The organism is Halopseudomonas yangmingensis (assembly GCF_900114825.1).
Classification (GTDB): Bacteria; Pseudomonadota; Gammaproteobacteria; order Pseudomonadales; family Pseudomonadaceae; genus Halopseudomonas; species Halopseudomonas yangmingensis.
Window position 1 is genome coordinate 1 of the sequence record NZ_FOUI01000023.1, and the last position, 15,840, is coordinate 15,840.

The window sequence follows — 15,840 nt, forward strand, 5'->3', positions numbered from 1 at the left end:
AACGTCAAGCTGGTTGTGACCCTGATCGCTCCGATCGCCATGGAAGACGGCCTGCGCTTCGCGATCCGCGAAGGTGGTCGTACCGTTGGTGCCGGTGTCGTAGCCAAGATCATCGAATAAACCCATTGATCTTGCATTGCTGAGCCGGTAGTATTGCCGGCTCAGTTGCCAATACAGGCCAGTAGCTCAATTGGCAGAGCGGCGGTCTCCAAAACCGCAGGTTGGGGGTTCGATTCCCTCCTGGCCTGCCAGATTATATCTGGCTTTCAGAACAGGACCCTGTGATTCATGAGTGCAAAGGCAGAGCATCAAGATAATCGCTTGGATATGCTCAAGTGGATTGTTGTCGCCATTATCGTAGCTGCCGGCGTTTACGGAAATCACTATTTTCAGGCTGAATCTGTTCTGTATCGCGCTGTTGCGCTGGTCGTGCTGGCCGGTCTGGCCGGCTTTGTTGCGCTGCAGACTGCAAAAGGCAAGGCCTTCTGGTCTCTGCTGAAAGAGTCGCGAATTGAAATTCGCAAGGTCGTTTGGCCTACCCGCCCTGAAACAACTCAGACAACCCTGATCGTACTTGCTGTAGTGGTTGTTATGGCGTTGGTTCTTTGGGGGTTGGATAGCTTTTTCGGCTGGATCATTTCACTTTTGATTGCGTAAAGGGTGCTCCGTGTCTAAGCGTTGGTATGTTGTGCATGCGTATTCGGGATTCGAAAAGCATGTCATGCGCTCGCTGAAGGAGCGTATCAAACTCGCCGGTATGGAAGAGCAGTTTGGCGAGATCCTGGTTCCCACCGAAGAAGTGGTGGAAATGCGCAATGGTCAGAAGCGCAAGAGTGAGCGAAAGTTCTTCCCCGGTTATGTGCTTGTTCAGATGGAAATGAGTGAGGGAACCTGGCACCTGGTCAAGGATACCTCCCGCGTTCTGGGCTTTATTGGTGGTACGGCTGACAAGCCGGCGCCAATCACAGACAAGGAAGCTGAAGCGATTCTGCGTCGTGTTGCTGATGGTACTGACAAGCCGCGTCCAAAAACCTTGTTCGAGCCGGGCGAGGTTGTGCGGGTCACAGATGGCCCGTTCGCGGATTTCAATGGTGTTGTTGAAGAAGTTAATTACGAGAAGAGTCGCGTTCAGGTCGCTGTTCTCATTTTTGGTCGTCCTACGCCGGTTGAGCTTGAGTTCGGCCAGGTAGAGAAGGCCTGAGTCCAGTTTGATGGCTAGCCCTGCAGTGCGCTAAGCAGTGCGGGGTTTTGTCGTCACTGGAGTAGGCAAGAAACGGGGAGCCGTAAGGCGTCATACCCACAGGAGAAAATCATGGCAAAGAAGATTCAGGCTTATATCAAGCTGCAGGTCAAGGCCGGTCAGGCTAACCCGAGTCCGCCGGTAGGTCCGGCTCTGGGTCAGCACGGTGTGAATATCATGGAATTCTGCAAGGCGTTCAACGCCAAGACTCAGGGTATGGAGCCCGGTCTGCCGACCCCTGTGATCATCACTGTTTACAGCGACCGCAGCTTTACCTTTGAAACCAAGAGCACTCCGGCCGCTGTACTGCTGCTGAAGGCCGCTGGTTTGAAGAGTGGCTCCGCCCGTCCCAATAGCCAGAAGGTTGGCACTGTTACCCGTGCCCAGCTGGAAGAGATCGCCAAGACCAAGCAAGCTGATCTTACCGCTGCCGATCTGGACGCTGCCGTACGTACCATCGCGGGTTCTGCCCGTAGTATGGGTCTGAATGTGGAGGGTGTGTAAATGGCCAAGCTGACCAAGCGCCAGAAGGCAATCAACGAAAAGGTTCAGGCCAACAAGGCTTATTCCTTTGAAGAGGCGGCAACGCTGCTGGCCGAAGTTTCCAACGTCAAGTTCACCGAGTCGTTCGACGTCGCGGTGAATCTGGGTGTTGATCCGCGTAAATCCGATCAGGTAGTGCGCGGTGCGACCCTGCTGCCACATGGCACCGGCAAGACTGTTCGTGTTGCCGTGTTTACCCAGGGTGCAAATGCCGAAGCCGCACTGGCTGCCGGTGCCGACAAGGTCGGTATGGATGATCTGGCGGCCGAAATGAAAGCCGGTGATCTGAACTATGACGTGGTTATCGCTTCTCCGGATGCGATGCGCGTTGTGGGTCAACTGGGCCAGATTCTGGGTCCGCGTGGCCTGATGCCGAACCCCAAGGTTGGCACTGTGGCTGCTGATGTGGGCACTGCCGTGAAAAACGCCAAGGCTGGTCAGGTTCGTTACCGCACCGACAAGAATGGCATCATTCATTGCTCCATTGGCAAGGTTGGCTTCGAAGCAACCAAGCTGAAGGAGAACGTAGAGGCGCTGCTGGCAGACCTGAAAAAGGCCAAGCCGTCGACCTCCAAGGGTGTGTATCTGAAGCGCGTATCCCTGAGCACTACCATGGGTCCGGGTGTACAGATCGATCAGGCTTCCCTGAACATCTGATAAAAGCTTTAACGGCGTGCTCTCTGGAGCATGCCACTTATTGGGGTCCCTGCCATGCGGGGGCTGTCCAAGACCGTAGGCGGCGCAAGCCTTAAACCCCAAGCCTACGCAGATGGTGCTCCCGATTCAGTGCAGGCTGGATCTGACACCAAAACTTGCCACCCGCGAGGGTGGTCAATGGTAAATCCAGGAGTGAAACCCGTGGCAATCAAGCTCGAAGACAAAAAGGCCATCGTCGCTGAAGTCAACGAAGCTGCCAAAGGTGCGCTGTCTGCCGTTGTGGCTGATGCCCGCGGTGTGAGCGTAGCTGCCATGACCAAACTGCGCAAAGAAGCACGCGAAGCTGGTGTTTATGTACGTGTCGTACGTAACACTTTGCTGCGTCGTGCCGTTGAGGGCACTGATTATGTGTGCCTGAGCGAAGTCTTTGTCGGTCCGACTCTGATCGCGTTTTCCAACGAGCATCCGGGCGCCGCTGCCCGTCTGTTCAAGGACTTCGCCAAGGGACAGGACAAGTTTGAGATCAAGGCCGCTGCGTTTGAAGGCAACTTCCTTGCAGCCAATCAGGTCGACGTGCTGGCATCCTTGCCGACTTACGACGAAGCAATTGCACAGCTGATGAGCGTCATGCAGGGCGCAACCAGCAAGTTCGTTCGTACTCTGGCCGCCGTACGCGATCAGAAGGAAGCCGAAGCTGCCTGATTGGCAGAGTCTGCGCTTCCTCGTTTGCATTCAATTTCGACGGCCCGGGCGCCGTCCCCAATACAGGAATATAGAGTCATGGCTCTGACCAACGAAGATATCATCAACGCCGTTTCCGACATGTCCGTGATGCAGGTTGTAGAACTGATCAAGGCAATGGAAGAGAAGTTCGGTGTAACTGCTGCTGCTGCCGTTGCTGCCGGTCCGGCCGCTGCTGCCGCTGCTGTAGAAGAGCAGACCGAGTTCAACGTTATTCTGGCCGAAGCCGGTGAGAAGAAAGTGAACGTGATCAAGGCCGTACGCGAGCTGACCGGTCTGGGTCTGAAGGAAGCCAAGGCAATGGTTGATGGCGCTCCTAGCACTGTTAAGGAAGGCGTTTCCAAGGACGAGGCCGAAGCGGCCAAGAAGTCCCTGGAAGAAGCTGGTGCCAAGGTCGAGCTCAAGTAAGCTGGCACGACCTTGCGTCGACAATCTGATTGATCAGGTCAGATTGATGGCTGGTGGCCGATGTGCCACCGGCCTTTTTCCGTTCTAGCCTGCCTCTGTAGTGCAGGCAGCGGATCCACTCCGCGGAGTGAGCAAGACTTAGGGCTTGCACGCATTTCAGGTCTTGCCATCAGGCGGGACCTATCAAGCAGGTTACCAAGCTGGGGAACGCTGATGGCTTACTCATATACTGAGAAAAAACGTATCCGCAAGGACTTTGGCAAACTGCCGCATGTAATGGATGTGCCCTATCTGTTGGCCATCCAGTTGGACTCCTATCGTGAGTTCCTGCAAACCGGCATGTCGAAGGAACAGATCCGTGATATCGGTCTGCACGCGGCCTTCAAATCTGTTTTCCCCATTATCAGCTACTCCGGTAATGCGGCACTCGAATACGTTGGCTATCGCCTTGGCGATCCAGCCTTTGATGTCAAGGAGTGTGTTCTGCGTGGTGTGACCTACGCAGTGCCGCTGCGGGTCAAGGTACGACTGATCATCTTTGATCGTGAGTCGTCTAACAAGGCGATCAAGGACATCAAGGAGCAGGAAGTCTATATGGGGGAAATCCCCCTGATGACCGAAAACGGTACCTTTGTTATCAACGGTACCGAGCGAGTTATCGTCTCCCAGCTGCATCGCAGCCCGGGTGTGTTCTTCGATCATGACCGCGGCAAGACCCACAGTTCTGGCAAGCTCCTGTACTCGGCCCGCGTGATTCCTTACCGTGGATCCTGGCTGGACTTTGAGTTCGACCCCAAAGATTGCGTATTCGTCCGCATCGACCGCCGCCGGAAGCTGCCGGCCAGTGTGTTGTTGCGTGCGCTGGGTTACCAGACTGACGAGATTCTTGATCACTTCTATGACACCAATGTCTTCCAGAGCGCCGGTGAAAACCTGCAGCTGGAGTTGGTCCCCCACCGTCTGCGTGGCGAGATTGCCACCTTCGACATCAAGGATGCCAAGGGTAAAGTGCTGGTTGAGAAGGGTCGGCGTATTACTGCACGGCATATCAACCAGCTGGAAAAGGCCGGTATCAACAGCCTCGAAGTGCCCTTCGAATATTTGATCGGTCGCACTATAGCCAAGCCGGTTGTGCACCCCGCTACCGGTGAAATCATTGCAGAGTGCAATACCGAGATCACTGCCGAGCTGGCAGGCAAGCTGGCCAAGGCACAGGTGTCCCGACTGGAGACGCTGTATACCAACGAGATCGACTGCGGTCCGTTCATCTCCGACACGCTGCGTATCGACGGTACCAACAGCCAGCTTGAAGCGCTGGTGGAAATTTACCGCATGATGCGTCCTGGCGAGCCACCTACCAAGGAAGCTGCCGAGACTCTGTTTGGTAATTTGTTCTTCAGCAGTGAGCGCTACGACCTGTCAGCCGTTGGCCGGATGAAGTTCAATCGTCGTATCGGTCGCGAAGAGATTGAAGGCGCTGGCGTTCTGAGCAAGGAAGACATCGTCGATGTGCTCAAGACCCTGGTGGAGATCCGTAACGGCAAGGGCGTGGTGGATGATATTGACCACCTCGGTAACCGCCGGATCCGCTCGGTTGGTGAAATGGCCGAAAACCAGTTCCGTATCGGTCTGGTGCGTGTCGAGCGTGCAGTGAAAGAGCGTCTGTCGATGGCTGAAAGCGAAGGCCTGATGCCGCAGGATCTGATCAATGCCAAGCCGGTAGCCGCAGCGGTCAAGGAGTTCTTTGGCTCCAGCCAGCTGTCGCAGTTCATGGACCAGAATAACCCGCTCTCGGAAATCACCCACAAGCGCCGTGTTTCGGCCCTTGGCCCGGGCGGTCTGACCCGTGAGCGCGCGGGTTTCGAAGTGCGTGACGTGCATCCGACCCACTATGGCCGTGTCTGCCCGATCGAAACACCGGAAGGCCCGAACATCGGCCTGATCAACTCGCTGGCCACCTACGCTCGCACCAACCAGTATGGCTTCCTCGAAAGTCCCTACCGCATCGTCAAGGATGCTGTGGTCACTGACGAGATCGTGTTCCTCTCGGCAATCGAAGAGGCTGACCATGTGATCGCCCAGGCCAGTGCCCGTGTTGAAGAGGGCAAGTTGGTCGATGATCTGGTGGCCGTGCGTCACATGAATGAATTCACCGTCAAGGCGCCTAACGAGGTGACCCTGATGGACGTGTCGCCACGTCAGGTGGTTTCGGTCGCTGCGTCACTGATTCCGTTCCTCGAGCACGACGACGCCAACCGGGCCCTGATGGGTTCGAACATGCAGCGACAGGCTGTACCGACCCTGCGTGCCGAAAAGCCGCTGGTAGGTACCGGTATGGAGCGCAACGTGGCGCGCGATTCCGGTGTTTGCGTGACTGCCCTGCGTGGCGGCGTGATCGACTCGGTGGATGCCAGCCGCATCGTGGTCCGGGTTGCCGATGACCAGGTTGAGGCCGGTGAGGCTGGTGTGGATATCTACACCCTGACCAAGTACACCCGCTCCAACCAGAACACCTGCATCAACCAGCGTCCGCTGGTGAAGAAGGGTGATGTGGTGCGCCGCAACGACATCCTCGCCGACGGTTCCTCTGTCGACATGGGTGAACTGGCCCTGGGCCAGAATATGCGCGTGGCGTTTATGCCGTGGAATGGCTACAACTTCGAAGACTCGATTCTGGTCTCTGAGCGCGTGGTGCAGGAAGACCGTTTCACCACTATCCATATCCAGGAACTGACGTGCGTATCGCGTGACACCAAGCTGGGGCCAGAGGAAATCACCTCGGACATCCCCAATGTCGGTGAAGCTGCCCTGGGCAAGCTGGATGAAGCGGGTATCGTCTACGTGGGCGCCGAAGTTGGCCCTGGCGACATTCTGGTCGGCAAGGTAACGCCCAAGGGCGAAACCCAGCTGACGCCGGAAGAGAAGCTTCTGCGTGCGATCTTTGGCGAGAAGGCCAGTGACGTCAAGGATACCTCCCTGCGTGTTCCGACCGGAACCAAAGGGACAGTTATCGACGTGCAGGTGTTTATCCGCGATGGCGTCGAGCGTGACTCCCGTGCGCTGTCGATTGAAAAGCAGCAGCTCGACGAGATCCGCAAGAACCTGCAGGAAGAGTTCCGCATCGTTGAGGTGGCAACTTTCGAGCGTCTGCGTGCTGCACTGGTCGGACAGACAGCCGAAGGCGGTGCTGGCGTCAAGAAGGGCAGCAAGCTGACCGACGAGATGCTGGACGGTATCGAGCACGGTAGCTGGTTCAAGCTTCGCATGGCTGAAGACCTGCTCAACGAGCAGCTGGAAAAGGCTCAGGCCTATCTTTCCGATCGTCGCAAGCTGCTTGACGAGAAGTTCGAGGACAAGAAGCGCAAGCTGCAGCAGGGTGATGATCTGGCGCCTGGCGTACTGAAGATCGTCAAGGTGTATCTGGCGATCAAGCGTCGTATCCAGCCGGGTGACAAGATGGCCGGCCGTCACGGTAACAAGGGTGTCATCTCTGTAATCATGCCGGTTGAGGACATGCCCCACGACGAGAATGGCAATCCGGTGGATATCGTCCTTAACCCGCTGGGCGTACCTTCGCGGATGAACGTCGGGCAGATTCTGGAAACTCACCTGGGGCTCGCTGCCAAGGGGTTGGGTGAAAAGATCAACCGCATGCTCGAAGAGCAGCGCAAGGTTGCCGAACTGCGTGAGTTCCTTGACGAGGTTTACAACAAGGTTGGTGGTCGCCAGGAAGATCTGGGTTCGCTCAGTGATGCCGAGATTATCGAACTGGCCGGTAACCTGCGTGCCGGTGTACCTATGGCAACAGCGGTATTCGATGGGGCCCATGAAAGCGAGATCAAGCATATGCTGCGCCTCGCTGATCTGCCGGACAGTGGTCAGATGCGTCTGTATGACGGTCGCACCGGTAACACCTTCGATCGTCCGGTAACTGTGGGCTATATGTACATGCTCAAGCTCAACCACCTGGTGGATGACAAGATGCATGCACGCTCTACCGGTTCCTACAGTCTGGTTACCCAGCAACCGCTGGGCGGCAAGGCGCAGTTCGGTGGTCAGCGCTTCGGGGAGATGGAGGTCTGGGCACTGGAAGCCTATGGCGCCGCCTACACCCTGCAAGAAATGCTGACCGTGAAGTCGGACGACGTGAACGGCCGGACCAAGATGTACAAGAACATCGTGGACGGCGACCACCGCATGGAGGCCGGCATGCCGGAATCCTTCAACGTGCTGGTCAAGGAAATCCGTTCGCTCGGTATCGATATCGAGCTGGAATCCGAATAACCATCGACTGCCCACGCACCGGGCCTGGCGGCCCGGTGCACTGCGAGGAGTATAGGCCTTGAAAGACTTACTGAACCTGCTCAAGTCCCAGGGACAGATTGAAGAGTTCGATTCCATCCGAATCGGCCTGGCATCACCGGAAATGATCCGGTCCTGGTCCTTCGGCGAAGTTAAAAAGCCGGAGACCATCAACTACCGAACCTTCAAGCCGGAGCGTGACGGCCTGTTCTGTGCCAAGATCTTTGGCCCGGTGAAGGACTACGAGTGCCTGTGCGGCAAGTACAAGCGCCTCAAGCATCGCGGCGTGATCTGCGAGAAGTGCGGCGTAGAAGTGGCGCTGGCCAAAGTCCGCCGTGAGCGCATGGGTCATATTGAACTGGCATCGCCGGTGGCCCACATCTGGTTCCTCAAGTCGCTGCCGTCCCGTATTGGTCTGCTGCTCGACATGACGCTGCGCGACATCGAGCGTGTGCTGTACTTTGAAAGCTACGTTGTGATTGAGCCAGGCATGACCACCCTGGAAAAGGGTCAGCTGCTCAATGATGAGCAGTACTTCGAGGCGCTGGAGGAGTTTGGCGACGAGTTTGACGCACGCATGGGTGCTGAAGCCGTGTTCCAGCTGCTGTCGGGTATGGATCTGCCGCATGAGATCGCCAAGCTGCGCGAAGAAATCCCGCAGACTACCTCGGAAACCAAGATCAAGAAGCTGTCCAAGCGCCTGAAGTTGATGGAAGCCTTTGATGGCTCCGGCAACAAGCCCGAATGGATGGTAATGACTGTACTTCCCGTGTTGCCGCCGGACCTGCGTCCGCTGGTACCGCTGGATGGCGGCCGTTTTGCCACCTCGGATCTGAACGATCTGTACCGCCGGGTGATCAACCGCAACAACCGTCTGAAGCGCCTGCTTGATCTGTCGGCGCCGGATATCATCGTGCGCAACGAAAAGCGCATGCTGCAGGAGTCGGTAGATGCGCTGCTGGACAACGGCCGTCGTGGCCGTGCGATCACCGGCACCAACAAGCGCCCGCTGAAGTCGCTGGCCGACATGATCAAGGGCAAGCAGGGGCGATTCCGCCAGAACCTGCTGGGCAAGCGTGTGGACTACTCCGGTCGTTCGGTGATCGTGGTAGGCCCGACCCTGCGCCTGCACCAGTGCGGTCTGCCGAAGAAAATGGCTCTTGAGCTGTTCAAGCCGTTCATTTTTGGCAAGCTGGAGCACCGTGGTCTGGCGACCACCATTAAGGCCGCCAAAAAGATGGTCGAGCGCGAGCTGCCCGAGGTGTGGGATATCCTCGCCGAGGTAATTCGCGAACACCCGGTACTGCTGAACCGTGCGCCAACCCTGCACCGTCTGGGTATCCAGGCGTTCGAGCCGGTGCTCATTGAAGGCAAGGCGATTCAGCTGCACCCGCTGGTGTGTGCCGCCTACAACGCCGACTTTGACGGTGACCAGATGGCCGTGCACGTCCCGCTGACCCTCGAGGCCCAGCTGGAAGCCCGTGCGCTGATGATGTCGACCAACAACATCCTGTCGCCAGCATCCGGCGAGCCGATTATCGTGCCGTCGCAGGACGTGGTTCTGGGTCTGTACTACATGACCCGTGACCGCATCAATGCGCGTGGCGAAGATATGCGCTTTGCCAATGTCAATGAAGTGGAAATGGCCTATCGCAGTAACCAGGTTGACCTGCATGCGCGCGTCAAGGTGCGTATCACCGAGACCGTCAAGCACAAGGACGACAGCTGGACTACCGAGACCCGTATTGTCGACACCACGGTCGGCCGCGCCCTGCTGTTCCAGATCCTGCCGAAGGGGCTGCCCTATGAGCTGGTCGACCAGCCGCTGAAGAAAAAGGCAATTTCCCGTCTGATAAACCAGTGCTATCGCGTGGTGGGTCTGAAGGAAACCGTGATCTTCGCTGACCAGCTGATGTACACCGGCTTTGCCTATTCGACCATCTCCGGTGCCTCGATTGGTGTCAACGACTTCGTCATCCCCGATGAGAAGGCGCGCATCATTGATGAGGCTACCGAAGAGGTGAAGGAGATCGAGGACCAGTATGCCTCCGGTCTGGTTACCCAGGGTGAGAAGTACAACAAGGTGATCGACCTGTGGTCCAAGGCCAACGACGAGATCTCCAAGGCGATGATGGACAACCTGAAAACTACCCGTGTGCTTGATCGCAAGGGTAACGAGGTTGACCAGGAGTCGTTCAACTCCATGTATATGATGGCTGACTCCGGCGCGCGGGGTTCCGCCGCCCAGATCCGTCAGCTGGCGGGTATGCGGGGCCTGATGGCCAAGCCGGATGGCTCGATCATCGAAACGCCGATTACCGCCAACTTCCGCGAAGGTCTGAACGTACTGCAGTACTTTATCTCTACCCACGGTGCCCGTAAGGGTCTGGCAGATACTGCACTGAAGACAGCAAACTCCGGTTACCTGACCCGTCGTCTGGTGGATGTGGCACAGGACCTGGTGATCACAGAGCTTGACTGTGGCACCGAGCAGGGTCTGCTGATGTCTCCGCACATTGAAGGCGGTGATATCGTTGAGCCGCTGGGTGAGCGAGTACTTGGTCGTGTGGTGGCCCGCGATGTGTGCAAGCCTGGCACCGAGGAAGTAATTGTCCCGGCGGGAACACTGATCGACGAAAAGTGGGTTGAATTCCTCGAATTGAACAGCGTTGACGAGGTGCTGGTCCGCTCGCCGATTACCTGTGAAACCCGTTATGGCGTGTGCTCTACCTGTTACGGTCGCGATTTGGCGCGTGGTCACCTGATCAATCGTGGTGAGGCGGTCGGTGTCATCGCGGCCCAGTCAATCGGTGAGCCGGGTACCCAGCTGACCATGCGTACCTTCCACATCGGTGGTGCCGCCAGCCGGACCTCCGCCGCAGACAGTGTTCAGGTAAAGAATGGCGGCACTGTGCGCCTGCACAACCTGAAGCACGTCGAGCGTGCTGATGGTGCACTGGTAGCGGTGTCCCGCTCCGGTGAACTGGCAGTGGCTGACGAGTTTGGCCGCGAGCGCGAGCGCTACAAGCTGCCTTACGGCGCAGTGATTTCGGTGAAGGAAGGTGAAGTAGTGGATGCAGGCGCGGTAGTGGCCAAATGGGATCCGCACACACACCCGATCGTCACTGAGATCGACGGCAACGTGGCCTTTGTCGGTATGGACGAAGGCATCACAATGAAGCGCACCACAGACGAGCTGACCGGTTTGACCGTGATCGAGATCATGGATCCGAAGGACCGCCCGGCTGCTGGCAAGGATATTCGCGCCACCATCAAGCTGCTGGATGACAATGGCAAAGAGTTGATGCTGCCGGGCACTGATGTGCCGGCCCAGTATTTCCTGCCGGCCAACGCTCTGGTCAACCTGACTGACGGCGCCAAAGTTCGTATCGGTGACGTGGTTGCGCGTATTCCGCAGGAAACCTCGAAGACCCGCGACATTACCGGTGGTCTGCCGCGTGTGGCCGACCTCTTCGAAGCGCGCCGTCCGAAGGAGCCGGCTATCCTCGCCGAAATCAGCGGTACCATTTCCTTCGGCAAGGAAACCAAGGGCAAGCGTCGTCTGGTTATTACACCGACCGATGGTTCCGAGCCGTACGAGGAGCTGATTCCGAAGTGGCGTCACCTGAACGTGTTTGAAGGCGAGCAGGTAACCCGTGGCGAGGTGATCTCCGACGGTCCGAGTAACCCGCACGACATCTTGCGCCTGCTGGGTGTGAGTGAGCTGGCCAAGTACATCGTCAACGAGATTCAGGACGTTTACCGCCTGCAGGGTGTGAAAATCAACGACAAGCACATCGAAGTGACCATCCGCCAGATGCTGCGCAAGGTTGAAATCAGTGATACCGGTGATTCCAGCTTTATCAAGGGTGACCAGGTCGAGCTGACCCAGGTGCTGGAAGAAAACGAGAAGCTGGCTGGCGAGGACAAGTTCCCGGCCAAGTACGAGCGCGTGCTGCTGGGTATCACCAAGGCGTCGCTGTCCACCGAATCGTTCATCTCTGCGGCCTCCTTCCAGGAAACCACCCGCGTACTGACCGAAGCGGCAGTAACTGGCAAGCGAGATCACCTGCGCGGCCTGAAGGAAAACGTGGTGGTTGGTCGACTGATACCGGCCGGTACCGGCCTGGCCTACCATGCCGAGCGCAAGCGTCAGCGCATGGCAGACAAACCGGTACGCGTAAGTGCGGAAGAAGTGCAGCAGGCGCTTTCCGATGCACTCAACCAGCAATCAGAGCAGTCGGAGTGATGACTGGTGACTGCGGCTTGCCGCAGTCACCAGCTTGACGCGGGGGTTCGGCCTCTGTAAGATTCCGTACCCCTAAAATTGGCGGGGCGCCACGTCCTGCCATTTTTTATTAGTGTGTCCATTGGACATAAATTGGAGCTTTGCTAGATGGCAACTATCAACCAGCTGGTTCGCAAGCCGCGCAAGCGTGTCGCTGAAAAGAGCGACGTGCCGGCGCTGCAGAACTGCCCGCAGCGTCGTGGCGTATGCACTCGCGTGTATACCACCACGCCGAAGAAGCCGAACTCGGCTCTGCGTAAAGTATGTCGTGTCCGTCTCACCAACGGCTACGAAGTGTCTTCCTATATCGGCGGTGAAGGCCACAACCTGCAGGAACACAGCGTTGTGCTGATTCGCGGCGGTCGTGTAAAGGACTTGCCGGGTGTGCGTTATCACACTGTTCGCGGTTCGCTGGATACCTCCGGCGTGAAGGATCGTAAGCAGGGTCGTTCGAAGTACGGCGCCAAGCGTCCGAAGTAAACCGAATTCATATTTTTCGAGTCGATAAGAGTAAGGTCGGGCGTAACAATTTTGTTGCAGTTCCGGGCTAACCTGAAGACCGTTTTGAGGGCTTATCATGCCAAGACGTAGAGTAGCGGCAAAACGCGAGATCCTGCCAGAGCCGAAATACGGCAGCCAGATCCTTGCCAAGTTTATGAACCACGTGATGGAGAGCGGCAAGAAGTCAGTTGCCGAGCGTATCGTTTACGGTGCCCTGGAGAAGGTCAAGGAGCGCACCAAGACCGACAATCCGGTGGAGTTGTTCGAGAAGGCGCTGGACGCCATCGCTCCCATCGTGGAAGTTAAATCCCGTCGCGTAGGTGGTGCCACCTATCAGGTGCCGGTTGAAGTGCGTCCCTCCCGTCGCAATGCCCTGGCAATGCGCTGGTTGGTTGATGCTGCCCGCAAGCGTGGCGAGAAATCCATGGATCTGCGTCTGGCTGGCGAGCTGATGGATGCTGCCGAAGGCAAGGGTTCTGCAGTCAAGAAGCGTGAAGACGTTCACCGCATGGCAGAAGCCAACAAGGCCTTCTCGCACTACCGCTTCTAAACGACTCAGGAGAATACCGTGGCTCGTACAACCCCTATCAATCTGTACCGCAACATCGGTATCTGCGCGCACGTGGATGCGGGCAAGACTACTACTACCGAGCGGATCCTGTTCTACACCGGCGTCAATCACAAGCTGGGTGAAGTGCACGATGGCGCGGCCACTACCGACTGGATGGTGCAGGAGCAGGAGCGGGGTATTACCATTACCTCCGCTGCCGTAACTACCTTCTGGCAGGGTTCGTGTGCGCAGTTTCCGAACAAGTACCGCATCAACGTTATCGACACCCCCGGTCACGTAGACTTCACTATTGAAGTTGAGCGCTCGCTGCGCGTGCTTGACGGCGCTGTTGTTGTGTTTTGTGGTACCTCTGGTGTGGAGCCGCAGTCCGAGACTGTATGGCGTCAGGCCAACAAGTACAATGTTCCGCGTATCGTTTACGTGAACAAGATGGACCGTCAGGGTGCAAACTTCCTGCGCGTGGTCGAGCAGATCAAAAAGCGTCTGGGTCACACCCCGGTTCCGGTGCAGCTGGCTATCGGTTCGGAAGAGAACTTTGCCGGTCAGATCGATCTGGTCAAGATGAAGGCGATCTACTGGAGCGATGAAGACAAGGGCATGACCTATCGCGAGGAAGAAATTCCTGCGGAGCTTCAGGATGTGGCCGAAGAGTGGCGCTCGAACATGGTTGAGGCAGCTGCCGAAGCCAATGAAGAGCTGATGAACAAGTACCTCGAAGGCGTTGAGCTGACCAACGAGGAAATCAAGGCAGGTCTGCGTCAGCGCACCCTGGCTTGCGAGATTGTTCCGGCAGTCTGTGGTACCTCGTTCAAGAACAAGGGTGTTCCACTGGTTCTTGATGCGGTCATTGACTATCTTCCGGCCCCGGACGAAGTTGAAGCGATCAAGGGTGTTCACCCGGATTACGAAGAGCAGGTTGACAGCCGCAGCTCGAGCGATGAAGAGCCTTTTGCTGCACTCGCGTTCAAGATCGCCACCGATCCCTTCGTTGGTACGCTGACCTTCGTTCGCGTGTATTCCGGTGTTCTTGCGTCGGGCGACTCTGTGATCAACTCGGTCAAGGGTAAGAAAGAGCGCGTTGGTCGTATGGTGCAGATGCACGCCAACCAGCGTGAAGAAATCAAGGAAGTGCGCGCCGGCGATATTGCTGCGCTGATCGGTATGAAGGATGTCACCACCGGTGACACCCTGTGTAATGCCGACAAGCCGATTGTTCTGGAGCGCATGGACTTCCCGGAGCCGGTTATTCACGTTGCCGTTGAGCCGAAAACCAAGGCTGACCAGGAAAAGATGGGTATTGCACTGGGCAAGCTGGCTCAGGAAGATCCGTCGTTCCGCGTCAAGACTGATGAAGAGTCCGGTCAGACCATCATTGGTGGTATGGGTGAATTGCACCTGGATATCATCGTCGACCGTATGAAGCGCGAGTTCAACGTTGAGGCCAACATCGGCAAGCCGCAGGTGGCTTACCGTGAAATGATCCGCAACAAGTGCGAGATCGAAGGCAAGTTCGTTCGTCAGTCCGGTGGTCGTGGCCAGTTCGGTCACTGCTGGATTCGCTTCGAGCCTTCCGAAGAGGGTGCCGAAGGCCTGGTCTTCGCAAATGAGGTAGTGGGTGGTGTTATTCCCAAGGAATACATTCCGGCTATCCAGAAGGGTGTAGAAGAGCAGATGAAGAACGGTGTTCTGGCTGGCTGTCCGCTGATTGGTCTGAAAGCTACCGTATTTGATGGCTCCTACCACGATGTCGACTCCAACGAAATGGCGTTCAAGATCGCCGCTTCCATGGCTACCAAGCAACTGGCCCAGAAGGGCGGTGCGGTACTGCTGGAACCGATCATGAAGGTCGAAGTGGTCACCCCGGAAGACTACATGGGTGATGTAATGGGCGACTTGAACCGTCGTCGCGGTCTGATCCAGGGTATGGAAGATTCCGTCTCCGGCAAGGTGATCCGCGCTGAGGTTCCGCTTGGTGAGATGTTCGGTTACGCCACCGACGTGCGCTCCATGTCGCAGGGCCGTGCCAGCTACTCCATGGAGTTCAGCAAGTACGCCGAAGCGCCTTCCAACATCGCTGAAGCAATCATCAAGAAGCAAGGCTAACTTGAACCCTAGCTAATTTAAGAGGTTATCAACCGTGGCTAAAGAAAAATTTGAACGCAGCAAACCGCACTTGAACGTGGGCACCATTGGTCACGTTGACCATGGCAAGACCACCCTGACTGCCGCTCTGACTCGCGTATGTGCCGAAGTATTCGGTAGCGGTGCTGCTCGTGCATTCGACCAGATCGATAACGCGCCGGAAGAAAAGGCTCGCGGTATCACCATCAACACCTCGCACGTTGAGTACGATTCTCCGACTCGTCACTACGCGCACGTTGACTGCCCTGGTCACGCTGACTATGTGAAGAACATGATCACCGGTGCTGCCCAGATGGACGGCGCTATTCTGGTTTGCTCCGCTGCTGACGGCCCGATGCCGCAGACTCGCGAACACATCCTGCTGTCCCGCCAGGTAGGCGTTCCCTACATTGTCGTGTTCCTGAACAAGGCCGACATGGTAGATGACGAAGAGCTGCTGGAACTGGT

General features: G+C 57.0%; 13 protein-coding genes and 1 tRNA gene. All 14 read left to right on the forward strand.

Translation table 11 applies throughout. The features are described from left to right. The coding region (locus BMZ23_RS14165) for an EF-Tu C-terminal domain-related protein (RefSeq protein WP_483866629.1) at positions 1 to 120 on the forward strand (120 nt) is incomplete at its 5' end. Between the two features lie 55 nt (positions 121 to 175). Then, positions 176 to 251 (forward strand) — tRNA-Trp (locus BMZ23_RS14170). Positions 252 to 288: 37 nt separating this feature from the next. Beyond that, a complete protein-coding gene (secE, locus tag BMZ23_RS14175; RefSeq protein ID WP_093478850.1) occupies positions 289 to 657 on the forward strand; it encodes a preprotein translocase subunit SecE in 369 nt (122 codons plus the stop codon). A 10-nt stretch (positions 658 to 667) separates the two neighbouring features. Next, positions 668 to 1,201: a transcription termination/antitermination protein NusG gene (nusG, locus tag BMZ23_RS14180; protein ID WP_093478853.1), complete on the forward strand. Its 534-nt coding sequence runs from the start codon at positions 668 to 670 to the stop codon at positions 1,199 to 1,201. Positions 1,202 to 1,312: 111 nt separating this feature from the next. Continuing rightward, a complete protein-coding gene (rplK, locus tag BMZ23_RS14185; RefSeq protein ID WP_093478855.1) occupies positions 1,313 to 1,744 on the forward strand; it encodes a 50S ribosomal protein L11 in 432 nt (143 codons plus the stop codon). Next, a complete protein-coding gene (gene rplA, locus BMZ23_RS14190) occupies positions 1,745 to 2,440 on the forward strand; it encodes a 50S ribosomal protein L1 (protein ID WP_093478859.1) in 696 nt (231 codons plus the stop codon). A 201-nt stretch (positions 2,441 to 2,641) separates the two neighbouring features. Beyond that, positions 2,642 to 3,142, forward strand: a complete 501-nt coding sequence (rplJ, locus tag BMZ23_RS14195) for a 50S ribosomal protein L10 (RefSeq protein WP_093478862.1) — start codon at positions 2,642 to 2,644, stop codon at positions 3,140 to 3,142. Positions 3,143 to 3,220: 78 nt separating this feature from the next. Continuing rightward, entirely contained in the window at positions 3,221 to 3,589 is a 369-nt protein-coding gene (rplL, locus tag BMZ23_RS14200) for a 50S ribosomal protein L7/L12 (protein ID WP_093478865.1), read from the forward strand. 213 nt (positions 3,590 to 3,802) lie between these two features. Then, the gene (rpoB, locus tag BMZ23_RS14205; RefSeq protein WP_093478867.1) at positions 3,803 to 7,873 is read left to right on the forward strand and encodes a DNA-directed RNA polymerase subunit beta; all 4,071 of its coding nucleotides are present in this window, start codon (positions 3,803 to 3,805) and stop codon (positions 7,871 to 7,873) included. A 58-nt stretch (positions 7,874 to 7,931) separates the two neighbouring features. Beyond that, positions 7,932 to 12,140: a DNA-directed RNA polymerase subunit beta' gene (gene rpoC / locus BMZ23_RS14210; RefSeq protein ID WP_093478870.1), complete on the forward strand. Its 4,209-nt coding sequence runs from the start codon at positions 7,932 to 7,934 to the stop codon at positions 12,138 to 12,140. Between the two features lie 147 nt (positions 12,141 to 12,287). Continuing rightward, positions 12,288 to 12,659, forward strand: coding sequence for a 30S ribosomal protein S12 (gene rpsL, locus BMZ23_RS14215; protein ID WP_080048726.1), 372 nt, complete (start codon positions 12,288 to 12,290; stop codon positions 12,657 to 12,659). 97 nt (positions 12,660 to 12,756) lie between these two features. Then, entirely contained in the window at positions 12,757 to 13,230 is a 474-nt protein-coding gene (gene rpsG / locus BMZ23_RS14220) for a 30S ribosomal protein S7 (protein WP_093478873.1), read from the forward strand. Between the two features lie 18 nt (positions 13,231 to 13,248). Then, complete coding sequence (fusA, locus tag BMZ23_RS14225; protein WP_093478876.1) at positions 13,249 to 15,354, forward strand: elongation factor G; 2,106 nt, start codon at positions 13,249 to 13,251, stop codon at positions 15,352 to 15,354. 34 nt (positions 15,355 to 15,388) lie between these two features. Next, positions 15,389 to 15,840: GTP-binding protein (locus BMZ23_RS14230; RefSeq protein ID WP_143069609.1), on the forward strand; the 452-nt coding region annotated here is incomplete at its 3' end.

Bases quoted from the DNA above. Each gene is read 5' to 3' on its own strand.
- secE (WP_093478850.1), top strand. From the start codon at position 289: ATGAGTGCAAAGGCAGAGCATCAAGATAATCGCTTGGATATGCTCAAG.
- rplK (WP_093478855.1), top strand. From the start codon at position 1,313: ATGGCAAAGAAGATTCAGGCTTATATCAAGCTGCAGGTCAAGGCCGGT.
- rplA (WP_093478859.1), top strand. From the start codon at position 1,745: ATGGCCAAGCTGACCAAGCGCCAGAAGGCAATCAACGAAAAGGTTCAG.
- rplL (WP_093478865.1), top strand. From the start codon at position 3,221: ATGGCTCTGACCAACGAAGATATCATCAACGCCGTTTCCGACATGTCC.
- rpoB (WP_093478867.1), top strand. From the start codon at position 3,803: ATGGCTTACTCATATACTGAGAAAAAACGTATCCGCAAGGACTTTGGC.
- rpsL (WP_080048726.1), top strand. From the start codon at position 12,288: ATGGCAACTATCAACCAGCTGGTTCGCAAGCCGCGCAAGCGTGTCGCT.
- rpsG (WP_093478873.1), top strand. From the start codon at position 12,757: ATGCCAAGACGTAGAGTAGCGGCAAAACGCGAGATCCTGCCAGAGCCG.